The organism is Tateyamaria algicola (assembly GCF_047715485.1).
Classification (GTDB): domain Bacteria; phylum Pseudomonadota; class Alphaproteobacteria; order Rhodobacterales; family Rhodobacteraceae; genus Tateyamaria.
In genome coordinates, this window is record NZ_CP180422.1 from 2,490,262 (window position 1) to 2,511,272 (window position 21,011).

The 21,011-nt window shown below is 62.0% G+C and carries 23 protein-coding genes; 15 read left to right on the forward strand and 8 right to left on the reverse strand.

All coding sequences use genetic code 11. The annotated features are described in order from the left end of the window. Positions 1-7: 7 nt before the first annotated feature. Complete coding sequence (locus ACMHLQ_RS14655; protein ID WP_415401437.1) at positions 8-217, reverse strand: hypothetical protein; 210 nt, start codon at positions 215-217, stop codon at positions 8-10. Between the two features lie 184 nt (positions 218-401). On the opposite strand from ACMHLQ_RS14655, the gene pheS reads away from it, so the two are divergent. The 6 genes from pheS to ACMHLQ_RS14685 all read left to right on the forward strand — a co-directional run bounded on the left by pheS (position 402) and on the right by ACMHLQ_RS14685 (position 6,932). Continuing rightward, a complete protein-coding gene (pheS, locus tag ACMHLQ_RS14660) occupies positions 402-1,475 on the forward strand; it encodes a phenylalanine--tRNA ligase subunit alpha (RefSeq protein ID WP_415401438.1) in 1,074 nt (357 codons plus the stop codon). A gap of 7 nt (positions 1,476-1,482) precedes the next feature. Continuing rightward, positions 1,483-2,007, forward strand: a complete 525-nt coding sequence (locus tag ACMHLQ_RS14665) for a hypothetical protein (RefSeq protein WP_415401440.1) — start codon at positions 1,483-1,485, stop codon at positions 2,005-2,007. Positions 2,008-2,166: 159 nt separating this feature from the next. Further along, on the forward strand, positions 2,167-2,379 hold the full coding sequence (locus ACMHLQ_RS14670; protein ID WP_415401442.1) for a phenylalanyl-tRNA synthetase subunit beta: 213 nt from the start codon (positions 2,167-2,169) through the stop codon (positions 2,377-2,379). A gap of 31 nt (positions 2,380-2,410) precedes the next feature. After that, positions 2,411-3,226 carry an alpha/beta hydrolase family esterase gene (locus tag ACMHLQ_RS14675; protein ID WP_415401443.1) on the forward strand — a complete coding sequence of 272 codons (816 nt, stop codon included), beginning with the start codon at positions 2,411-2,413 and terminating at the stop codon, positions 3,224-3,226. Between the two features lie 91 nt (positions 3,227-3,317). Further along, a complete protein-coding gene (pheT, locus tag ACMHLQ_RS14680; RefSeq protein ID WP_415401444.1) occupies positions 3,318-5,717 on the forward strand; it encodes a phenylalanine--tRNA ligase subunit beta in 2,400 nt (799 codons plus the stop codon). A 219-nt stretch (positions 5,718-5,936) separates the two neighbouring features. Beyond that, positions 5,937-6,932: a hypothetical protein gene (locus ACMHLQ_RS14685; protein WP_415401445.1), complete on the forward strand. Its 996-nt coding sequence runs from the start codon at positions 5,937-5,939 to the stop codon at positions 6,930-6,932. 30 nt (positions 6,933-6,962) lie between these two features. On the opposite strand, the gene ACMHLQ_RS14690 is transcribed toward ACMHLQ_RS14685, so the two are convergent. Then, a complete protein-coding gene (locus ACMHLQ_RS14690) occupies positions 6,963-7,844 on the reverse strand; it encodes a LysR family transcriptional regulator (protein WP_415401446.1) in 882 nt (293 codons plus the stop codon). 85 nt (positions 7,845-7,929) lie between these two features. Between ACMHLQ_RS14690 and ACMHLQ_RS14695 the strand changes: the two genes are divergently transcribed. The 3 genes from ACMHLQ_RS14695 (at position 7,930) to ACMHLQ_RS14705 (ending at position 10,792) form a co-directional block, all read left to right on the forward strand. Next, positions 7,930-8,559 carry a class I SAM-dependent methyltransferase gene (locus tag ACMHLQ_RS14695; RefSeq protein WP_415401447.1) on the forward strand — a complete coding sequence of 210 codons (630 nt, stop codon included), beginning with the start codon at positions 7,930-7,932 and terminating at the stop codon, positions 8,557-8,559. A gap of 61 nt (positions 8,560-8,620) precedes the next feature. Then, positions 8,621-9,067 carry a YtoQ family protein gene (locus tag ACMHLQ_RS14700; protein ID WP_415401448.1) on the forward strand — a complete coding sequence of 149 codons (447 nt, stop codon included), beginning with the start codon at positions 8,621-8,623 and terminating at the stop codon, positions 9,065-9,067. Positions 9,068-9,184: 117 nt separating this feature from the next. Beyond that, entirely contained in the window at positions 9,185-10,792 is a 1,608-nt protein-coding gene (locus ACMHLQ_RS14705) for a GMC family oxidoreductase (protein ID WP_415401449.1), read from the forward strand. 83 nt (positions 10,793-10,875) lie between these two features. Here ACMHLQ_RS14705 and ACMHLQ_RS14710 read toward each other — a convergent pair whose 3' ends face one another. Beyond that, on the reverse strand, positions 10,876-11,574 hold the full coding sequence (locus tag ACMHLQ_RS14710) for a glutathione S-transferase family protein (protein WP_415401450.1): 699 nt from the start codon (positions 11,572-11,574) through the stop codon (positions 10,876-10,878). Between the two features lie 149 nt (positions 11,575-11,723). On the opposite strand from ACMHLQ_RS14710, the gene mscL reads away from it, so the two are divergent. Beyond that, positions 11,724-12,152, forward strand: coding sequence for a large conductance mechanosensitive channel protein MscL (gene mscL / locus ACMHLQ_RS14715; RefSeq protein ID WP_415401451.1), 429 nt, complete (start codon positions 11,724-11,726; stop codon positions 12,150-12,152). 51 nt (positions 12,153-12,203) lie between these two features. Here the strand turns inward: mscL and ACMHLQ_RS14720 are convergent, their stop codons facing one another. After that, positions 12,204-13,058 (reverse strand): SDR family oxidoreductase, encoded by an 855-nt coding sequence (locus tag ACMHLQ_RS14720; protein WP_415401452.1) that lies wholly within the window; start codon positions 13,056-13,058, stop codon positions 12,204-12,206. A 103-nt stretch (positions 13,059-13,161) separates the two neighbouring features. Further along, the gene (gene ald, locus ACMHLQ_RS14725) at positions 13,162-14,280 is read right to left on the reverse strand and encodes an alanine dehydrogenase (protein WP_415401453.1); all 1,119 of its coding nucleotides are present in this window, start codon (positions 14,278-14,280) and stop codon (positions 13,162-13,164) included. A gap of 136 nt (positions 14,281-14,416) precedes the next feature. Between ald and ACMHLQ_RS14730 the strand changes: the two genes are divergently transcribed. The 3 genes from ACMHLQ_RS14730 (at position 14,417) to ACMHLQ_RS14740 (ending at position 16,996) form a co-directional block, all read left to right on the forward strand. Continuing rightward, positions 14,417-14,875: an Lrp/AsnC family transcriptional regulator gene (locus ACMHLQ_RS14730; protein ID WP_415401454.1), complete on the forward strand. Its 459-nt coding sequence runs from the start codon at positions 14,417-14,419 to the stop codon at positions 14,873-14,875. An 82-nt stretch (positions 14,876-14,957) separates the two neighbouring features. Further along, positions 14,958-15,248, forward strand: a complete 291-nt coding sequence (locus ACMHLQ_RS14735) for a hypothetical protein (protein ID WP_415401455.1) — start codon at positions 14,958-14,960, stop codon at positions 15,246-15,248. Further along, complete coding sequence (locus ACMHLQ_RS14740; protein WP_415401456.1) at positions 15,245-16,996, forward strand: methyl-accepting chemotaxis protein; 1,752 nt, start codon at positions 15,245-15,247, stop codon at positions 16,994-16,996. The genes ACMHLQ_RS14735 and ACMHLQ_RS14740 overlap by 4 nt, the downstream gene beginning before the upstream one ends. 99 nt (positions 16,997-17,095) lie before the next feature. Here ACMHLQ_RS14740 and rpsU read toward each other — a convergent pair whose 3' ends face one another. After that, the gene (gene rpsU, locus ACMHLQ_RS14745) at positions 17,096-17,302 is read right to left on the reverse strand and encodes a 30S ribosomal protein S21 (RefSeq protein WP_007118112.1); all 207 of its coding nucleotides are present in this window, start codon (positions 17,300-17,302) and stop codon (positions 17,096-17,098) included. Between the two features lie 109 nt (positions 17,303-17,411). After that, on the reverse strand, positions 17,412-18,584 hold the full coding sequence (locus ACMHLQ_RS14750) for a CAP domain-containing protein (RefSeq protein ID WP_415401460.1): 1,173 nt from the start codon (positions 18,582-18,584) through the stop codon (positions 17,412-17,414). 270 nt (positions 18,585-18,854) lie between these two features. Between ACMHLQ_RS14750 and ACMHLQ_RS14755 the strand changes: the two genes are divergently transcribed. Then, a complete protein-coding gene (locus ACMHLQ_RS14755) occupies positions 18,855-19,550 on the forward strand; it encodes a COQ9 family protein (protein ID WP_415401461.1) in 696 nt (231 codons plus the stop codon). Here the strand turns inward: ACMHLQ_RS14755 and ACMHLQ_RS14760 are convergent. Continuing rightward, the gene (locus ACMHLQ_RS14760) at positions 19,536-19,901 is read right to left on the reverse strand and encodes a hypothetical protein (RefSeq protein ID WP_415401462.1); all 366 of its coding nucleotides are present in this window, start codon (positions 19,899-19,901) and stop codon (positions 19,536-19,538) included. The genes ACMHLQ_RS14755 and ACMHLQ_RS14760 overlap by 15 nt on opposite strands. 57 nt (positions 19,902-19,958) lie before the next feature. On the opposite strand from ACMHLQ_RS14760, the gene ACMHLQ_RS14765 reads away from it, so the two are divergent. Next, a complete protein-coding gene (locus ACMHLQ_RS14765; RefSeq protein ID WP_415405292.1) occupies positions 19,959-20,948 on the forward strand; it encodes an NAD(P)H-quinone oxidoreductase in 990 nt (329 codons plus the stop codon). The last annotated feature ends 63 nt before the right edge of the window (positions 20,949-21,011 follow it).

Here is a 21,011-nt window from a genome sequence, read left to right on the forward strand (position 1 = left end):
ATGACTCTCAGTTGAAAAACGTCACCGAAACGCCTGAATCCCGCTGTTCGACATGGACTTGTATCCCCAGCAATGCCGCTGTTTCGCGCATCATTGCCTCGTTCTCCAGCAGGTCTAATTCGGATTGACCATCGTCCAGCACAACCGTCAGCCCCAGCTCCCGTACCGTTTGCTGCAAAACCGATTTCAAACGGTGGGAATACATGGTCGGTTTCATTACGGATCCTGAACTCAGTTACAACAAATGTGTATGTAAGGTACACAATATGATGTGTCTCGCAACGGGAACTTGTCCAAATATCGTATGGGTTGAATCTGATCGCGAAACGGCTGTGTTGCGCGTGGGCAGTGTTTGCCATCGCCATGTGTTGTGATAGCAGGGCAGCCAAAAGGAGCACGTCATGGACGATCTCAAATCCAAATATCTGACCCTGATTGCGGACGCTGCGGATGAGGCAACGCTGGAGGATATCCGCGTCTCTGCCGTGGGCAAAAAGGGCGAGGTGGCGCTGAAGATGCGCGAGCTGGGTCGCATGACGCCCGAGGAACGTCAGGTTGCTGGCCCGGCGCTCAATGCGCTGAAGGATGAAATCAACAGCGCGCTGACCGCCAAGAAGGCCGGGCTGGCCGATGCCGCACTGGACGAACGCCTGCGGTCGGAATGGCTGGATGTTACCCTGCCCACCCGCGCCACGCGCCAGGGCACGATCCATCCGATCAGCCAGGTGAGCGAAGAGGTCACCGCCATCTTTGCCGAGATGGGGTTCAGCGTTGCCGAGGGGCCGCGCATCGACACCGACTGGTACAACTTTGATGCTCTGAACATCCCCGGCCACCACCCCGCCCGGGCCGAGATGGACACGTTCTACATGCACCGGGCCGAGGGCGACAATCGCCCGCCCCACGTGCTTCGCACCCATACCAGCCCTGTGCAGATCCGGTCGATGGAGGCCACGGGCGCGCCGACGCGCATCATCTGCCCCGGTGGTGTCTACCGCGCGGATTACGATCAGACCCACACCCCAATGTTCCATCAGGTCGAGGGCCTTGCCATCGACAAGGACATCTCGATGGCGAACCTGAAATGGGTGCTCGAGGAGTTCGTGAAATCCTACTTCGAGGTGGACGGCGTCGAACTACGCTTCCGCGCCTCGCACTTCCCGTTCACCGAACCGTCCGCCGAGGTCGATATTCGTTGCTCATGGGAAGGTGGAACGCTGAAGGTAGGCGAGGGCGACGATTGGCTCGAGATTCTCGGCTCCGGCATGGTCCACCCCAATGTGCTGAAAGCAGGCGGGATCGACCCGGACGAATGGCAAGGCTTTGCCTTTGGTATGGGGATCGACCGTATTGCGATGCTGAAATACGGCATCCCCGATCTGCGCGCCTTCTTCGATAGCGATCTCAGATGGTTGCGCCATTATGGCTTTGCCTCTTTGGATGTGCCGACGCTGCATGGCGGCCTAAGCCGCTAACTCAACGATGACCGCTAGCCAAAATATATATGAAGACTTTGGTGGGGTAATACGTCTACTGAACGACCTGGATTCAGTTTTTGCGCTAGCGTTTTCATTGTTTGTTGCTACGTGCGTCTATCGTTGGCAAAAGAGAGAGGATCGGCGCACGCAAATCGCCCAAGAGGTTAGGTCTGAGTTTGCGAAATCGCTGCAAGTTGCAGCAGAACTCAAACGTGGATGTTTGGGGGATTACAGCCACTTTTCGGATACAGCCTACGAAAATTTGATGCGTGACTTTATGCTGCTAGAGAAGAAACTATTCGTACTCGGTGAAGTTGAGGCTAGCAAAAAAGTGAGCGACCACAGCTATTCCTGCTTTCGAGCACGAAGCTACGACCTTTTTCGGGACTTTGGCGGCTTGTCCGATGAAGACGAAATGCGACAAGCAGCCGCCCAGATTGACGAGGTTGAAAACACCTACAAAAGTTTGTCAGACTTAATGCAAAACCGTGTCCGCAAGAATGCGGGACTGCAGATTGCAGCACATTAAGACGGCGCAGATTTCCAAACGGATCACACGAAACTTCGTAGAGCATGTCTGCTCTTTGCGTGGAGGATTCCTACGTGCTCAACTGCGCTGCTCGTTCATCGGAAAATTCAAGGCTAAACATCAATTGTGCACCCTTCTCTCAGCGCTACGTGGCCTGCTATGCGAAAATGGATTGTCCTCACACTCGCCACCGTGATCGTCGTCGCTCACATTTTCTTGTGGCGGTCTGATATGGACACGGGCCTCAAGCTGACCTTCACCGTCCTGAACGCGGCGGGCTGGACCATTGTGCTGGCCCCCATTCTGCTGATTGATCGCTGGCTCGAGGCCATCAAGACGCGCAACACAAGCGACCACGATAATTTGACGTGACACCACCGCACGGTGGCGTAGCGTGCGGCGGATGAGATACCTGATTGCATTGCTTGCCCTTTGGGCTGCCCCCGCCGCCGCCATGGGTCCGTGGCAACGTGATTGCCAGTTGGATGTACCCTGCGCAGTCGGCGACAGGTCGTACCACGTCAAAGAACCCGATGGGTGGGACGGCGAGAGCGCAATGCCCGTGCTGATCCATTTCCATGGCTGGCAGCGCACCGGGGCCTTGCCTGTGCAACATCAGCGGATTTCGGGTGCCACGCGCAGACGCGGGGTGCTGCTGATCGCCCCCAATGGCAATCGCAAGACCTGGAACATGTGGTCGCCCGAGACAGAGGATGTCGCCTTTGCCCAAGAGGTGCTGGAGGATGTGGCCAAGCGCTATCCTATTGATCGTGGGAACATTTTCCTGTCGGGCTATTCCTATGGGTCGATCATGGCGTGGCGCGTGGCCTGTGATCGCGGCAGCGAGATGAACGTGCGCGCGCTGCTGGGTATCTCTGGGGTTCTCAACCAGTCCGAAGATTGCGCAGGTGCGCCGCAAGAGGTGCGGCATGTGCATGGGCTAAAGGACAACGTGCTGGATTTTCCATATGGCCCTGGCAACGACACGACCTACCCCGTGCAGTTGTGGCGGGATCGGCTGGGCTGCACTGAAGTGGCCGAGGCCAAGGGTGACTGGTCGGTGGTGGATTTCCTGACGCTCACACGGACCGAATGGCACGACTGTGCGGGTGGCAATCTGGTGGCGCTCGACACCCATCCGGGTGGGCATTTCATTCCCCATGGCTGGATCGGACGGCAGTTGGACGAGTTGTTGGGCCGGGCGCCGGTGTATCCCTGACACGCAAGGTGCAGCGTTCGCTGCCCTGCGCTTGCACCTTGGCCCGATCTTTGCCATTGCAGGCCCGTACTGGAATGCAGGGGACGCTCCCATGAAATTCACGCTCAGCTGGCTCAAGCAGCACCTCGATACCACCGCAACGGTGGACGAGATCACCTATGCGCTGACCGACCTTGGACTGGAAGTCGAAGGGGTCGACGACCGGGGCGCGAAGCTGGCGGACTTTACCATCGGCAAGGTGGTGAGTGCGGAAAAGCACCCCGATGCCGACCGCCTGCGCGTCTGCCAGGTCAACACAGATGAGGGCATGAAGCAGATCATTTGCGGCGCCCCCAATGCGCGCGAGGGCATCACCGTGGTCGTGGCCAAGCCCGGCGTTTACGTGCCCGGCATCGACACCACCATCGGCGTGGGCAAGATCCGCGGCATCGAGAGTTTCGGCATGATGGCCTCGGAGCGCGAGATGGAGCTGTCGGACGAGCATGACGGTATCATCGAGCTGCCCTCGGGCGAGGTCGGGGACCGGTTCGTCGACTGGCTGGCCGAGAATGACCCGGCCAAGGTGGACCCGGTGATTGAAATCGCGATCACGCCGAACCGCCCCGATGCGCTGGGCGTGCGGGGCATTGCGCTTGACCTTGCGGCCCGTGGTCTGGGCACGATGAAGGCTGCGCCCGCAAGCCAGATCGAGGGGGCGTTCCCGTGCCCTGTCACCGTGACCATTGACGATGATACGCTGGATCAGTGCCCCGTCTTTTTCGGCCGTATGATCCGCGGCGTGACCAACGGACCAAGCCCGCAATGGATGCAGGACCGCCTGCGCGCCATCGGGCTGCGCCCGATTTCGTTTTTGGTCGATGTGACCAACTATTTCACCTACGACCGCAACCGCCCTTTGCACGTCTTTGACGCTGACAAGATCGCTGGCAGCGCCCTGCGCGTACATCGCGCGGCAGGTGGCGAGACGCTCGTCGGTCTGGATGAGAAGGAATACACATTCCAGCCCGACATGACCCTGATTTCGGATGCCAACGGCCCTGAAAGCATCGGGGGCGTCATGGGTGGCCTGCACTCGGGCTGCACGTCCGAGACGGTGAATGTGTTTGTCGAGGCGGCCTATTTCGATCCGATCCGCACGGCCTATACGGGCCGCGCCCTCAAGATCAATTCGGATGCGCGCTACCGGTTCGAACGCGGGATCGACCCCGAGTTCACGCCCGTTGGGCTTGATTTGGCCTGCGAGATTATCGTGGAACATGCGGGTGGCGAAGTGTCGAGCCGTGTGCAGGCCGGGGCCATTCCCGACACGTCCCGCGCATACAAGCTGAACGCCGCACGGGTGCAAAGCCTTGTGGGCATGGACATCCCCGAAAGCGAGCAGCGTCAGACGCTGACGGCCCTGGGTTTCCGCCTCGAGGGCGACATGGCGCACGTGCCAAGCTGGCGCCCGGATGTGATGGGCGAGGCCGATCTGGTGGAAGAGGTCGCGCGCATTGCGTCGCTGACCAAGCTGCAAGGCCGCCCGCTGCCGCGTATGACCAACGGTGTGCCCAAGCCGGTGATGACCCCCATGCAGCGCCGCGAGCAGATCGCGCGCCGCACGGCTGCGGCACTGGGTTACAATGAATGCGTGACCTACAGCTTTATCGATCAGGCGTCCGCCGCCCTGTTTGGAGGTGGCAATGATGCGACCATGCTGGAGAACCCGATTTCCAGCGATATGAGCCATATGCGCCCCGCGCTGCTGCCCGGCCTGTTGCAGGCCGCTGCGCGCAATCAGGCGCGCGGGTTCATGGATGTCGCCCTGTTCGAGGTTGGCCCGGCCTTTCACGGTGGTGAGCCGGGCGAGCAGCATTTGCTGGTTTCTGGCCTGTTGGTCGGACGGACAGGGCCAAAGGATGTGCATGGCGCGTCCCGCCCGGTGGACGTCTACGATGTGAAGGCCGACGCCGAGGCGGTACTGGCCGCCATGGGCGCCCCCGCCAAGGTGCAGATCATGCGCGGCGCTGAAGAGTGGTGGCATCCGGGCCGTCACGGCAAGGTCTGCCTTGGCCCCAAGAAGGTGCTGGGCATTTACGGCGAGTTGCACCCCCGCGTGCTGGCGGCGATGGACATCAAGGGGCCTGCAATGGCCTTTACCCTCTGGCCTGCCGAAATCCCGATGCCGCGCAAGTCCGGCGCCAACAAGGGCGCGCTTGCGATCAGCGATCTACAGGCGGTCGAACGTGACTTTGCCTTTGTCGTCGACACGCAAGTCGAGGCGCTGACGCTGGTCAATGCGGCCATGGGGGCCGACAAGGCGCTGATCGAGGATGTGCGCATCTTTGACGAATTCATCGGCGGCTCACTGGGAGAGGGCAAGAAATCCCTCGCCCTGACCGTGCGCTTGCAGCCCAAGGACGCGACGCTGAAAGATGCCGAGATCGAGGCCGTGGCGCAAAAGGTAATCGACAAGGTCACCAAGGCGACCGGTGGGACATTGCGCGGCTAGGCCCGCACTGTGGCGCAAGCGCCACGCCGGACGCGACCGTTATCAAAAGGGGCTTGAGGCGACTCAGGCCCCTTTCGTATGCACCCGCCAGCAATCAACCCGATGGAGGCCGCAAATGCGTGCACCAGCCAGACCGATACCGGGCATCTTCGCCCTGACTTGATTGCCCGCCGACACCCTCGGACGGGCGCCTGCCCTGTTTTCCCGAGGATTTTTCCGATGCACTTGGATGCCGTTGGCACCATCCGGCACAGTCTGCCGGAGGTTCTGCCCTTTGACTACTACACCGATCGCGAAGCCGCGTGGCTGCTGGCGCAGCACATGGGCGATGATGCCTCTGTGCGAGCGCTGAAGGCGGGGCGTTTGGCCCGTCATCTGGATCGCACCCTGTTGCGCCCGCTTGTCGCGCGCTCGGGCGGTGTGGTGCGCCGCGCGGATGTGCTGGCCCTGGCCTATGCGGACCGTGCCTTGCGCCTGCCCGATGTGGGTGCGGCGGCAAGTGCAGCCCTGGCCACCATTTGCGAGAGCGACTGGCACGACTTCGAGCTGACCTTCGATCTGTGGGAGGACTACCAGATCACCCGTCCAGGCGCGAACCTTGTGGTGCAGATGGGTTTCCCATCTGATCACGCGGCACTGATGGGCCGGTACTTCCGCGATGACGTGCGCCACAAGTTCGAGGAGTCGTTCCACCCGGTGCGCAAGGATGGAAGGCCCACATTGGCCTGGGCGCGTCTGGATATCGACATCGCCACGGGCGAGGCGCTGATCGAAGAGGTGCAGTCGGATTGGTTGCGCTTTGTCACTTGGGAGCGGGAGGACCTGGAGCATAACGCGCCGCGGTCGCGCGATCTGATCGCCACACGCGCCTATGAGCAGGCGGTGCTGGCGCGCTATGCCAAGCTGTGGCCGCGTGCGCTGATGCTGGCGGTGCTGATGCTGTTGCGCGACCGGCTGGCGCTGCGGTCGGTTTGGATGCACACACCTGCGCTCGGCATGGTGTTGAAGGGGATCTGGGGTTCTGGCCCGCCTCGGTCGCTCTACACCAGTCTGCCAAAGTCCTTCGGGTTCGAAGCGACGCGGGAGGTGCCGGCCTTTCTGACGGTCACGGACCGCCGTCGGGGTGTGCCGCGCATCAGCCGGGCCACCGCACGCCGCTTGCGCCAGATGCGCGGCCATGAGGGGCCGTTGTTCTGGCGGATGCAGTTTGACTGACGGGGCGGGCAGGGGTGACCTTGCCCGCTGTCATGTCTCCGACAGCATGTCGGCCAGCAGATCGAACACCAGACGGATGCGGCGACTGGTGTGCAATTCGCGGTGGGTGACCAACCAGACGGGAAAGCTGAGGCGCGTCACATCCGCGAGGACTGGCACGATGTCGTCAAACTGGGCGGCGATGTGGTCGGACATCGGAAACAGGCCAAAGCCCTTGCGCATCAGTTCCCACGTGGTGATCCCGCTGTTGGAGCCGGTGTGCATGTTGTCCGGGTTCACGCGCAGCCCACGCTCGGCCATGGCGGCGACCATGAGGGTATCGTCGCCCATCGAGATGAAGTCGTGCTGCCAGAGGTCATCCAGCGTTGCGGGCTGTCCGCGCGCTGCGATGTAAGATTTGGCGGCAAACAGGCTCGCGCTGCTGTCGCCGATGCGGCGGGCGATCAGGTCGGGTTCGGTCGGTCGGACGTGGCGGATGGCGATGTCGGCCTCGCGTTTCAGGATGTCCCGGATGTCATTTGCGGCGATCACATCCACGCGCAGACGCGGAGCCATGCCGCGCAGGCGTACGAGGATGTCGGGCAGGATATAGGCGCTCATCATATCCGATGCGGTGACGCGAATGGCGCCTTCGAGCGCTTGTGCGCGGCCCCGCGCTAGCAACGCAATGCGATCAGCAGCCTGTGCCATGGTGCGCGCCTCGTCCAGCAGGTCGCGGCCCGCATCGGTCAATTGCAGGGCGCGGCCCGTGCGCTCGAACAGGGCGAGGCCCAGTTCTTGTTCCAGCGCGGTGACTTGCCGCCCGAGGGTGGGCTGTGTCAGCCTGAGCTGGCGCGCCGCAGCTGACAGTGACCCGGTTTCCGCCGTCGCCAGAAAGGCGCGCATGCGATTCCAGTCGAATCCATTATCCATGCGTTTTTGTATGCTTGCCTTGCGGATTTCGTCAATTCACCGTGTTTGGCGATCGATATATATGCGCTGGTGAAGGAGATACCCGATGAAACCCAATGCAAAATTCTGGGATGGTCTGGCCACGAAATATGCTGCCCAACCCATATCGGACATGCAGGCCTATCAGCAGACGCTCGAACGGGTCCGGTCCTATCTGAAACCGGACGCCCGCGTGCTGGAACTGGGCTGCGGCACCGGGGGCACGGCGCTGCAATTGGCACCGCATGTGCATCACATCACCGCCACAGACTTTTCTGACGGCATGATCGCACAGGCCCATGCCCGCCCGCCTGCTGACAATGTGACGTTCCTGCAGGCGGACGTGTTCGACCCAGGCCTGCGCAAGGGCAGCTTTGACGTGGTGATGGGGTTCAACCTGTTTCACCTGGTCGAGGATGTGCCGACCACCTTTGCGCGGGTGCATCAGTTGCTGGCGCCGGGGGGGCTGTTCATCTCCAAGACGCCATGCATCGGTGAGCGGTCGCTTGGGTTCAAGTTCGGGTTGATGCGCCGGTTGATCCCGCTGATGCAATGGATGGGCAAGGCCCCGTTTGTGCGGTTCGAAAAGATCGAAGGGCTGGAGCAGCAGATCACTGCGGCAGGCTTTGACATCATCGAGACGGGGAACTATCCGGTGCGTCCGCCAAGCCATTTTGTGGTGGCCCGCGCTGTCTGACCCTTGCTTTTGTGCTGGCAAGTTGCAGGTTGTGCAGCACTAGACCAAAGGAGCCTACCCCATGCTGAACGTTTATCTTTCCGGTGAAATCCACACTGACTGGCGCGAACAGATCATTGATGGGGCGCAGGGGTTGGACGTGACCTTTTCCGCGCCGGTCACGGATCACGGTGCGAGCGACGATTGCGGCGTCGAGATTCTGGGGGCGGAGCCGAACAAGTACTGGCACGACCACAAGGGTGCGATGGTCAATGCGATCCGCACTCGCAAGGGGATTGCGGACGCAGATGTGGTCGTTGTCCGTTTTGGCGATCAGTACAAGCAGTGGAACGCGGCCTTTGACGCAGGCTATGCGGCGGCGCTGGGCAAGTCGTTGATCATCCTGCACGGGCCCGATCATGCCCATGCGTTGAAGGAAGTGGATGCGGCGGCCCTGGCCGTGGCGCAGGAGCCGGGTCAGGTGGTCGATATCCTGCGCTATGTGCTGACTGGCACTCTGCCGGGATAGGTCGGCGGGCGGCTCTGTTCCGGGCCATGCGGCCCGAAAGACGCCCGCCCACCGACCCAGGGTCACGCTTGTGTCCGACCTTTGGCCTTGTAGGGTCAACGTGAGGGAGGATGGGCCGTGAAATATGACTACGTGATTGTCGGGGGCGGATCGGCGGGCTGTGTGATGGCCTCGCGTCTGAGCGAGGATGCGTCGGTATCTGTCTGCCTGATCGAGGCGGGCGGGAACGGTCGCGACATCTTTACCCGTGCCCCTGCCCTGGTGGCGGGCATGATTTCGGGCCGTCCCAGGATCAACAACTGGGCATTCCAGACCGAGCCGCAGCCTGGCCTGAACGGGCGACGGGGCTATCAGCCGCGTGGCAAGGCGTTGGGTGGTTCCAGCGCGATCAACGCGATGCTGTATGTGCGGGGCCATGCGCGCGACTATGATGAATGGGCGGAACTAGGGGCCGAGGGCTGGGATTGGGCGTCGGTTCTGCCGTGGTTCAAGCGGGCGGAAGGCAATGTGCGCGGCGGTGACGAGTTGCACGGGGGTGACGGCCCGCTGCAGGTGGCCGATCAGTCGGAGCCGCGTGCTATCACCCACGCCTTTGTCGAGGCGGCGGCGCAGATGCAGGTGCCGGTGCGTGACGATTTCAATGGCTCTGAGCAGGAGGGTGTGGGCCTCTATCAGGTGACCCAGCATCATGGCGGTGCGTCCCGTGGTGAGCGGTGTTCGGCCGCCTCCGCCTATCTGCCGCATGCCGTGCGCGCGCGGGCCAACCTGACGGTGATGACCCGGGCCATGGCTCAGAAGGTCGAGATGCAGGATGGCCGTGCCATTGGTGTGCGGATCAAACATGGCGGTCAGGTCAAGCTGGTGGAGGCGGGGCGCGAGGTGATCCTGTGCGGCGGTGCCTTTGGCTCGCCCCAGTTGTTGATGCTGTCCGGGATCGGACCGCGTGACGAACTGGCCGCCCATGGGATCGAGGTAAAGTGCGAAGCGCCGGGGGTGGGGCAGAACCTGCAGGACCATCTGGATTACATCCTGAGTTACCATTCCAAGCGCGACGATGTGGTGGGGCTGGGCCCGAAAGGGTTGATGGATCTGGCCAAGGCGGGGATGCGCTGGCGCAAGGATGGCACGGAGCTGTTTGCCTCACCCTTTGCGGAAGGGGGTGCGTTTCTGAAATCGGCACCGGACGTGGAGCGCCCGGACCTGCAATTGCATTTTGTCGTCGGTATCGTGGATCAGCACATGCGCAAGATCCATTTCCGCTTTGGTTATTCCTGCCATGTCTGCGTGTTGCGGCCCCACAGCCGGGGGCATGTGGGGTTGTTATCGGCGGATCCTGCACGCCCGCCCCGGATCGATCCGGGATATTTGAGCGATGCGCGTGATCTGGAGGTGCTGATGGCCGGGGCGCGTCAGATGGAGGCGATTTTGGACGGTGCGCCGCTGGACCCTTGGCGCGGCATGCGGCTTTATCCCCATGACGGTAGTGATGCAGCCCTTGAGGCGGATATCCGGGCGCGTGCGGATACGATTTATCACCCTGTCGGCACCTGTCGGATGGGGCGGGACGAGATGGCGGTGACGGACCCGGCGGGCCTGGTGCACGGGGTTGACGGTTTGCGTGTTGTCGATGCGTCGCTGATGCCGCGCCTTGTCGGGGGCAACACGAATGCGCCCGTGATCATGATGGCGGAAAAGATCAGTGCGGGGATGCGTGGCGCGACCTGAATGAGGCTGCGCCACGCTTTTGTTTCAGGGGGCTCTGCCCCCGGCCTACGGTCTCCCCCGTGGTATTTGAGGTCAGAAGATGATCAGGGCCGGGGTGGGATGTTCTTGCCCTTTTCCACGGCGGGGCGGGCCATGAAGCGGTCGAGATAGGCGACGAGGTTCTTGTGATCGTCCCAGCCGACCATCTCTTTGGCCCCGTAGAAGTTCAGCGCGTTGAGCCAGGGCGCGATGGCGATGTCGGCGATGGAGTATTGGCCGGTGATCCAGTCCTTGTCGCTCAGTTCCTTGTCGAGCACGGCGAGCAGGCGCTTGCCTTCGGCGACGTAGCGCTGTTGTGGGCGCTTGTCCTCCCATTCGGAGCCTGCGAATTTTACGAAAAAGCCCATCTGCCCGAGCATGGGCCCGAGGCCACCCATCTGGAACATCAGCCACTGGATCGTCTTGGCCTTGTCGGAGGCCGTGTCACCGATCAGCTTGCCCGATTTTTCCGCGAGGTAGATCAGGATCGCACCGGATTCGAACAGCCCGACGGGCGTGCCGTCGGGGCCGTTGGGGTCGATGATCGCCGGGATCTTGTTGTTGGGGTTCAGCGACAGGAACTCGGCGCTTTTGACATCGGCATCGGCCAGCGTGACGAGATGCGCCTCGTAGGGGATCTCCATTTCCTCAAGCGCGATCGAGGCTTTGACCCCGTTGGGGGTCGGGAAAGAAAACAGTTGCAGGACATCCGGGTTTTGCGGGGTCCATTTTTGCGTGATCGCAAAGCTGCTGAGGTCGGCCATATGGGCATCTCCAATTGAGTTAGGGGGCACAGATAGGCGGTTTTCCCCGTCAAAATACCCTTTGTCCTGTGAGATCATGTGTTAACAGGTGTTCACATGCGCACGGTCACGCTGAAAAACGATGCGCAGTAGCCAACAAGGGACGAACTATGCTTAACGAATTCAAAGACTTCATCGCCAAGGGCAATGTCATGGACATGGCCGTCGGTATCATCATCGGCGCGGCCTTTACCGCCATCGTATCGTCGCTGGTCGCCGATCTGATCAACCCGTTCATCGGTTTGTTCATGGGCGGGATCGACTTTACCAACATGTATTTCGTGTTGTCGGGCGATGTGGCCGAGGGCGCTTCGCTGGAGGCCGCACGCGAGGCCGGGGCGGCCGTGTTCGCTTATGGTGCCTTCATCATGGCGATTATCAACTTCCTGATCATCGCCTTCGTGGTGTTCATGCTGGTGCGTTACGTCAACAAGGTCAAAGCCGCGACCGAGACGCCCGAAGAGCCCAAGGAAGAGGCCCCCGCAGGCCCGAGCGAGCTGGATATCCTGATGGAAATCCGCGACTCGCTCGCCAAGTAAAAGGCCCCCACATCCAATGCCGAAGGCCCGCCACTGGCGGGCCTTTTTGCGTCAGGTCAGGAACTGTTCGATGACCTTTGCCTGCTGCTTCTTGCCGTCCGGGTCGAGATCGGTCTTGAGCGCGCAAAAATCTTCGCCCCATTGGGACGTGCGGGCGCGAATAGGTGGGTCTGCCGCCTCGACACACCTCATCACCACCTCTGCCACCTGATCGGCGGTCTGGTAGATGTCGCCCCCTTGCCGTGTTTCGGCCCCGCCAATGTATTTTTGCAGGATCGGCAGATACTCATCCTCGAGCATGCCGCCCGTATCGGCGACGTGTTTCAGCACGTTGGCGGCAAAGTCAGAGGCGATGCCGCCCGGTTCGATGCAGGTAAAATTCACGCCAAAGCTGGGCGTGATGTAGGAGGCCATCGCCTCGGTATACCCTTCGACCGCGAATTTCGCGGCGCAGTAGATTTCATTGAAGGGCTGCCCCACCAGCCCGCCGACGGACGAGATGTTGATGACATGCCCGCTGCGCGCCGTGCGCATATGCCCGATCACCGCCTTGGTGCAGCGCACGACACCGGTGAAATTCACGTCCATCACCCAGTTGATGTCCGCCTCGCTGGCCTGTTCGGTCGAGCGAACAAACCCCGCACCTGCATTGTTGATCAGTGTGTCGATCCGCCCCTCGGCCTGCATGATGTGATCAACGGCTGCGGTGATGCTGGCGCTGTCCTGCACGTCGAGCGGCAGGACATTCAAGGTCACGCCAGCCTCTTGCGCCGCAGCATCGAGGGCTGCGCGTTTGTCGAGGTTGCGCATCGTGGCATAGACACTGTGACCGGCTTGTGCTGCCTGAATGGCGATACGGATGCCAAGGCCGGTCGAGGTGCCGGTGATGAGGATGGTTTTGGGCATGGGGCGTTCCAGTGTACTGAAGGGGCACGGGTTTTGGCCCGCGCCCTTTCAGCTATAGCCCTTGCCGGGCATGGAAACTACTCAGTTTACCTGCCTGCGCAGACTATTGCCTGATCGCGAGGCCCGGCGCCAGCACGTCGATCCCCAGCGCCTTGCCCACGGCGTAATAGGTCAACTGCCCCGCATGTACGTTGAGGCCCGCCAACAGGTGCGGGTCATCCTCGCAAGCTTGCCGCCAGCCTTTGTCAGCGAGCGCCAGCATGAACGGCATCGTTGCGTTCCCCAGCGCGATGGTCGAGGTGCGCGCAACTGCGCCCGGCATGTTGGCCACGCAATAGTGCATGATCCCGTCGACGTCGTAGATCGGGTCGTCATGTGTGGTGGCGCGCGATGTCTCGAAACAGCCGCCCTGGTCGATGGCCACGTCGACGATGGCCGCGCTGGGTTTCATTGTGGACAGCTGCGCGCGGGTGACCAACTTGGGCGCCGCGGCCCCGGGGATCAGCACTGCGCCAATCACCATGTCCGCTGCGGCCACCAGTTCGGCTGTGTTGCCCGCGCTGGCAAAGCTGGTCTTGAACAGCCCGCTGAATGCGTCATCGAGGTAGCGCATGCGGGGCAGGGACCGGTCGAGCACGGTGACATCCGCGCCCATACCTGCCGCCACGCGCGCCGCATGGGTGCCGACCACGCCGCCGCCGATGACGACCACACGGGCCGGGCCGACACCGGGCACACCGCCCATCAGCACGCCGCGCCCGCCATTGGCTTTTTGCAGTGTCCATGCGCCGACTTGTGGTGCCAGTTTGCCCGCCACTTCGGACATGGGCGCAAGCAGGGGCAGCCCGCCCGCATCATCCGTCACCGTTTCATAAGCGATGGCGGTGCAGCCCGATTGCAGCAGGTCGCGCGTTTGCTCGGGGTCGGGGGCAAGGTGGAGGTATGTGAACAGCACCTGACCCTCGCGCAGCATCTTGCGCTCGACCGCCTGGGGTTCCTTGACCTTGACGATCATGTCCGCAGTGGCAAACACATCCGCCGCCGTGGCTGCGATCTGCGCACCGGCCTCGACATAGTCGGCATCGGGAAAGCCTGCGCCGATCCCTGCGTTCGTTTCCATCGTGACCGTGTGTCCGTGCGCCACCGCTTCACCTGCGGCATTCGGGGTCAATCCGACCCGGTATTCCTGCGGTTTGATTTCCTTGGGGCAACCGATATGCATGTGCTCTGTCCTCCTCTTTCAGTTCTCAATATGTGATGGAAGGCTTGCAATTGGACCCCAAAAAGGTTTCGTGTTTGCGGGCAACAATCGAAGAATGTTGCGCCGTTTTGCCTGAACGTGGAAGATTGCAGCGCTAATGACCCTCGACACAACAGATCGCCGTATTCTGAGTGCCCTGCAAAGGCGCGGTCGCATGTCCAATGCGGATCTGAGCGAGTCGGTGCATCTGTCGCCCTCTGCCTGTCATCGTCGCGTGCAGCGGCTGGAAGAGGCAGGATACATTCGCGACTACGTGGCCCTGCTGGATGCCCGCAAGATGGGTGTGCCCACCACGGTCTTTGTCGAGATCACGTTGCAGGGGCAGGCCGACGAGGTGCTGGAGGCCTTTGAAAAGGCGGTTGCGCGCATTCCGGACGTGTTGGAATGCCACCTGATGGCGGGCACGGCGGATTACATCCTCAAGGTCGTTGCGGAAGGGACCGAGGATTTCGCCCGCATCCATCGCCAATACCTGGCCCGCCTGCCGGGCGTTGCGCAGATGCAAAGCAGTTTTGCCCTGCGCACCGTGTTCAAGACGACTGCGCTGCCGGTTTAGTGAAGCACAGGCACGGCGATTAGCTGTTCTTTCAGACTTCATCCGTATCAACACGCCAACGATTCATCGTGATGGTATTTTGATGCGTGTGTTTGTTTTGATCGTAATGGTGGTCCTGTCCGGACCGATGATGGCGCTGGCGATACAACCGCCTGTCTCCTCTGATGTGGCACTGGTGATATTGCCGCCCTGGCAGGATGGCACCGCCATTGTCGACGCTGTTGAAGGGGCCTTGATCGGGCCAGCGCGCGCGCCTTTCGCGCTGCTTGTGCAATCCTCGCATCATGATGTGGCCCAAGCGGCGTATGACGCGGGCGCGTGGTGGGTCGGCAGCGGGGGCGTGTTGGCGGCGCTGTGCGGGGTGACCCCGTGACGGTGGATGTTTTCTCCGCGCTGAACGCGTCGCGCTATCGCGCTGCGCAATGGCTGTTGCGGGCATGTCTTGTCCTTGGGGTCATGATTGCAGCGGCGGGTTTGTTGTTGCCTGTCAACTCGGCTGTGCCGGGTGTTGTCGCCTTGGTTGTGACGGGCATCGGGTATTGGTCTGTAAGGGCGAGGCACGCGCATTATCGCATGATCGTGGGCCAGGTGGCCGTGGCGCAGGCCATTGCCTTGACGGCGGCGCTGTCGGGCACCGGATGGCAAATCGATGCCCATATGCTGTTTTATGTAGCGCTGGCCGCGCTGGTCGGCCTTGTCGATGTGCGTGCCATTCTGATCGCTGCCACAACGATCATCGCACATCATCTGGGCCTGGGCATTGTCTTTCCGGCCTTGGTGTTTCCCAGTGTTGATCTGATCGAAAACGTCCAACGCGCGCTGTTCCACGGGGTCATTGTCGGTCTTGAGGTTCTGGCGCTGACCTGGGCCGTTTCCATCCGGCTTGGGCTCACCAAACAGATTCATGTCGCGCTCATGCAGGCGGATCAGGCCATCGCAAAGGCGAAAACCGCCGGTCAAATGGCCGAAGACGCCCGCGCAGAGGCTGAGGCAGAAGCTGAGCGCGCCCATGCCGCCCAGACCAAGGCAGAGGAACTGCTTGGGGTTCTCAAAACCGAACAGGACGCGCGCGAAAAGGCAAATGAAGAGGCCCGGTTGGCCGAAGACCGCAGTGCAGCCGTGCAAGAGGACGCGATGGAGGCGCAGACGCAAGTGGTTTCGGCCTTGCGTGACGGGCTCGCGCAGATTGCAAAGGGTGATCTGTCGAACCCAATCACCGAGCCCTTGCCGGCGTCTTACGAGCCGTTGCGGGTCGATTACAACCGCGCCATCACCGATCTCGCGGCGGTCCTGTCCGAAGTTCTGGCTCGCACGGGGCAGTTGATGGAGCAGGTGGCCGGTGTCAGCAGTTCGGCCAATGATCTGGCGGGACGCACCCACAAGCAGGTGGAAACGCTGGATGCCACCAGTGCCGCGATCGAGACATTGCGCAAGGTTGTGCAGGCCTCGACTGAAAGCGCGCGCACGACCGCGCATTCGGCCGCAGAGGTCAAAGCCGATGCGATGGCAGGCGGCGCGGTGGTGCGAGAGGTTGTGGGCGCGATGAGCGAGATCGAAGCCTCCTCGCAAGAGATCGCCAAGATCAATGCCGTCATGGACGCCATCGCGTTCCAGACCAACCTCTTGGCCTTGAACGCGGGCGTCGAGGCCGCGCGCGCCGGGGAAGCAGGGCGTGGATTTTCCGTCGTTGCCTCCGAAGTGCGGGCCTTGTCCCGCCGCGCGACCGAGGCGGCCCGCGGGATCAACGAGTTGACCGAGCGCAGTGGTCGGCAAGTGCAGGAGGGCGTGTCCCTCGTGGGCAAGGCGGGCGAGGCACTGGATGGCATCGTCTCGTCCATCGCCCGGATGACTGAAACGGTGGAAAGCATCGCGCATGCCGCAACCGAGCAATTGGATGGGTTGAGCGCGGTGAACCGAACGGTGTCCGAACTTGATGCAGTTGCACAAAGCAATGCGGCGATGTTCGAGGAAACCAGCACCGCCTGCCTGTCCCTGACAGCGGGGATGGAGCAGATTGCAGGGCGCCTGCGGCAGTTTCGTGTGGGTCAAGACGCGGGCCAGGTCGCCGACGATCCAGCAGATTGGGACATCCCATTGGAGCCAAAATCCTCAGCGTCCTGAACCTGTCGGAGTGCCCGACGATCAATACCGAACCCCCAAAAACAAACCCCCGCGGCGTCGCCACGGGGGTTGTATCTGTCTACGCAGCGATAAGGTGACTTACATCATCCCTTCGCGTTGCGCTTTTTTGCGTGCCAGCTTGCGGGCACGGCGGATCGCTTCAGCTTTCTCGCGCGCTTTTTTCTCGGACGGTTTCTCGAAATGTTGCTTGAGCTTCATTTCACGGAACACGCCTTCGCGCTGCAGCTTTTTCTTCAGCGCCCGGAGGGCCTGATCGACATTGTTGTCGCGAACACTAACCTGCATGTGGTTGTCACCACCTTTCTAGTTTCGAGTTGCAAGGATTTGCAGGAAGCTGGCCAATAGCAAACCTGCCCCCGCTTGTCCAGTGTTCGGGGCCCCTGCGATGCGCTGTTTAGAACAGGAAATCGTTCACTTGCAGGTCCGTAGCGCTGATCCCGACCAATTCGAGCGTGTTGCCCGCCAGATCGGAAATCACGACGTTGCCGTTTGATTCGCTGAGATGTCCGCCTTTCACCATATCGCTGTAGCTGGTGATCGACGCCACATCCCGCAGGTCGATGCGCTCGCCTGCTTTGGACGGGTCGAAATCGGTGACCGTGTCGCGCCCGGTGGAAAAGACGAAGACGTCCGCGCCGCCCTGGCCCGCCATCTTGTCGTTGCCCGCGCCGCCATTCAACCGGTCGCCATTTGCGCCACCGCGCAATTGGTCATGGCCGCTGCCGCCGATCAACACGTCCTGGCCGGACCCCCCGTTCAGACGGTCCGAAGCACCGCCGCCGTTCAGCGCGTCATCGCCCGCTTCGCCCAACAAGATGTCAGACCCGCTGCCGCCGCTCATCTCATCGTCGCCATCGCCACCGCGCAAGTCGTCATTGCCGCTGCCCGCGAACATGGTGTCGTCCCCGTCCCCACCCAGAACGGTGTCATTGCCGGCCTCGGCGAACAGGCTGTCATCATCCGCACCCCCATTCACGACGTCATTGCCATCGCCCGAATGTATCGTGTCGTCCCCGCCCTTGCCCCAAAGTCGGTCCGCCCCGTCGTCGCCAACCAGCAGGTCGTCACCTTGCGTGGCGCCAGTCGGAGTGGTCGGCGTTGTGCCCGGCTCGTCCAGTTCGACTGGCGCGGATGTGCGCGCGAATTTCTGCGTGACATAGACCGCGTCAAAGCCACGGTTGTCCCCCACTTCGATCCCGATCCCGATCAACTCGAACGCCGGGTTGAGGATGTTGGCCCGGTGGCCGGGGCTGTTCATAAGCGAATTGTGCAAATCAATGACATCATCCGAGATGCCCGGCGCGCCGCGCTCGGACTGGTAGGCGATGTTTTCGCCCCAGGTCCAGTTGCCGGAAAACTCGAAGTCGGCGGCGCGCATGCGATCCCCCGGATCCGACCCGCCCGCGCCCGTGTGGCTGAACGTCAGGGTGTCATCCATCCATGCGCTGTGGTCTTCGCTTGCGTCATTCAGGCGCAATTCGAGGGTGAGCGCGTCGATCCCGCGCGCGGCGCGTTCCTGATTGATAAGGTCGAGCATTTGGCGCTCAAACTGGCTTGCAACAGACATGGTTCCTCCATTTGGCCGTGAGTGGCGGGCCATGTGTCTGGGTCACCTTGTTGGGGCGCAAGCGCCGGCACAGTATCGGGCGATCACACGCAATTCGGCGCGTAGTGGCCAGGCACCGCGCGGCAACGTCCCGCGCATGGCGCTGTGGGTAGGCCGGTCTGCGCCGGGCATGCGCGCGATCTGGCGGATTCAAGCTGTGTGGACGAGGCAGAGGGACGCAGGACAAAGGCGACAGTTGCCGGATTGCAGTCATCGCTCTATCTCTCGGACATGACTGACACACCCAACAACATCCGCGATCGCCTGCTTGACGCTGCCCTGCTGCACGTTGCCTTTGACGGCTGGTCTGAAAAGACGCTGACCGAAGCGGCGAGAGACGCAGGCGTCGATGCGCCCCTCGTGCGGGCGCTGTTCCCGCGCGGGGCCGTGGACCTTGCCCTCGCCTATCACGCACGCGGCGACGCGGCGATGGTGGCCCGGCTGAAAAGCGAGACGCTGCCCGACCGCTTTCGTGACAAGATCGCCACCGCCGTACGGTTTCGGATCGAAGCCGTCACGGACAAGGAGGCTGTGCGCCGGGGCACGACCCTGTTTGCCTTGCCCATGCATGCCGCAGACGGGGCCAAGGCCATCTGGGGCACGGCAGACAAGATCTGGGACACGTTGGGCGATACATCCGACGATGTGAACTGGTACACTAAACGCGCAACCCTGTCCGGGGTCTACAGCGCCACGGTGCTTTACTGGCTGGGCGATGACAGTGCTGACAACCAGTCAACCTGGGCCTTTCTGGATCGGCGCATCGACGAGGTGATGCAGATCGAGAAGGTCAAGGCGCAGGTGCGCGAGAACAAGCTGCTCAGCAGTCTGCTGGCTGGCCCCAACTGGGTGCTGAGCCACGTCAAGGCGCCGCCGCGTATGCCCAATCCCGACCTGCCCGGCATGTGGAGCTCACGCGGAGAGTGACTCCGCCCGCGCGGCATAGACGAGCATCGCGAAAGCCTGGACTGCGACAACCACCATGTTGGTCGCGACCACCGGGCTGCTTAGCCCCACGGCGACAAGTGTGCCCAGCTTGTAGGTGATCTGCACCGCAAACAGTGCAAATGTCATCGGCACGGCCCACGCATGGCCCAGGATATGCAGGGCAATCAGGCCTGCGCTGACCACCCCAATTGCGCCATAGACACATATCAGGATCACCCGCGCATCCGTCACGGGGCCAAAGGCGGCATCCATCCCGCTGGTCCCCGACAAAAGTGACCACACAAGCGGTGCAAGGATCACGACGTTCAGCGCCAGGGCTGCGATCAGCATTTGGGTTCCTTTCCCGATTTGAAAAAGGATACGGTGGCGAAAAGGGAACGGATGACCATGGTAGAACAAATGCGCGCAATCGAGATCAGCACACCTGGCGGACCAGAGGTGCTGCATCAGGTCGACCGGCCCCGGCCTGACCCCGCCCACGGGCAGGTTGTGATCCAGGTGGCCTGGGCCGGGGTCAATCGCCCCGATGCCCTGCAGCGTGCTGGCCTCTACAATCCGCCGCCCACTGCCAGCGACCTGCCGGGCCTCGAGGCCTCTGGGACAATTGTCGCCATCGGGACGGGTGTCAGCGGGTGGTCCCTTGGGGATGTGGTCTGTGCATTGTTGCCGGGCGGGGGCTATGCGGAATACGTGGCGACCCCGGCAGCCCACTGCCTGCCCGTGCCGGATGGTATGAGCCTCAAAGAGGCGGCCTGCCTGCCCGAAACCTATTTCACGGTCTGGTCCAATGTCTTCACCCGCGGCGGGTTGAAGGGCGGGGAGCGGTTTCTTGTCCACGGCGGCTCCTCCGGCATCGGCACAACGGCGATCCAGTTGGCGCATCACTTTGGTGCCCGCGTTTTTGCAACGGCAGGGTCTGAAGAGAAGTGCCAGGCCTGCCGTGATCTGGGGGCCGAGGTTGCGATCAACTACCGCGATGCGGATTTTGTTGAGGTGATGAAGGGTGAGGGCGGCGCCGATCTGATCCTCGACATGGTCGGCGGCCCTTACATGCAGCGCAACCTCAAGGCACTGGCCGATGATGGACGGCTGGTGCAGATCGCCTTTCTGCAAGGTCCCAAGGCCGAATTGAACATGGTCCAGCTGATGACACGCCGGTTGACGATGACGGGCAGCACCCTGCGCCCGCAAAGCGATCTGGCCAAGGCGCGGATTGCACAGGACTTGCGCGAGGCGGTGTGGCCACTGCTCTCAGCCGGTCGGATCGGCCCCGTGATGGATTCCGAGTTTCCCCTGGCGCAGGCGGCAGAGGCCCATGCCCGGATGGAAAGCAGCGGGCATATTGGAAAGATCGTGCTGGAAGTTGCAGGCGGGTAAGGGGGCCAGCCCCCTCGGCCTTGCGGCCTCACCCCCGTGGTATTTCTGGTCAGAAGAAGCCGA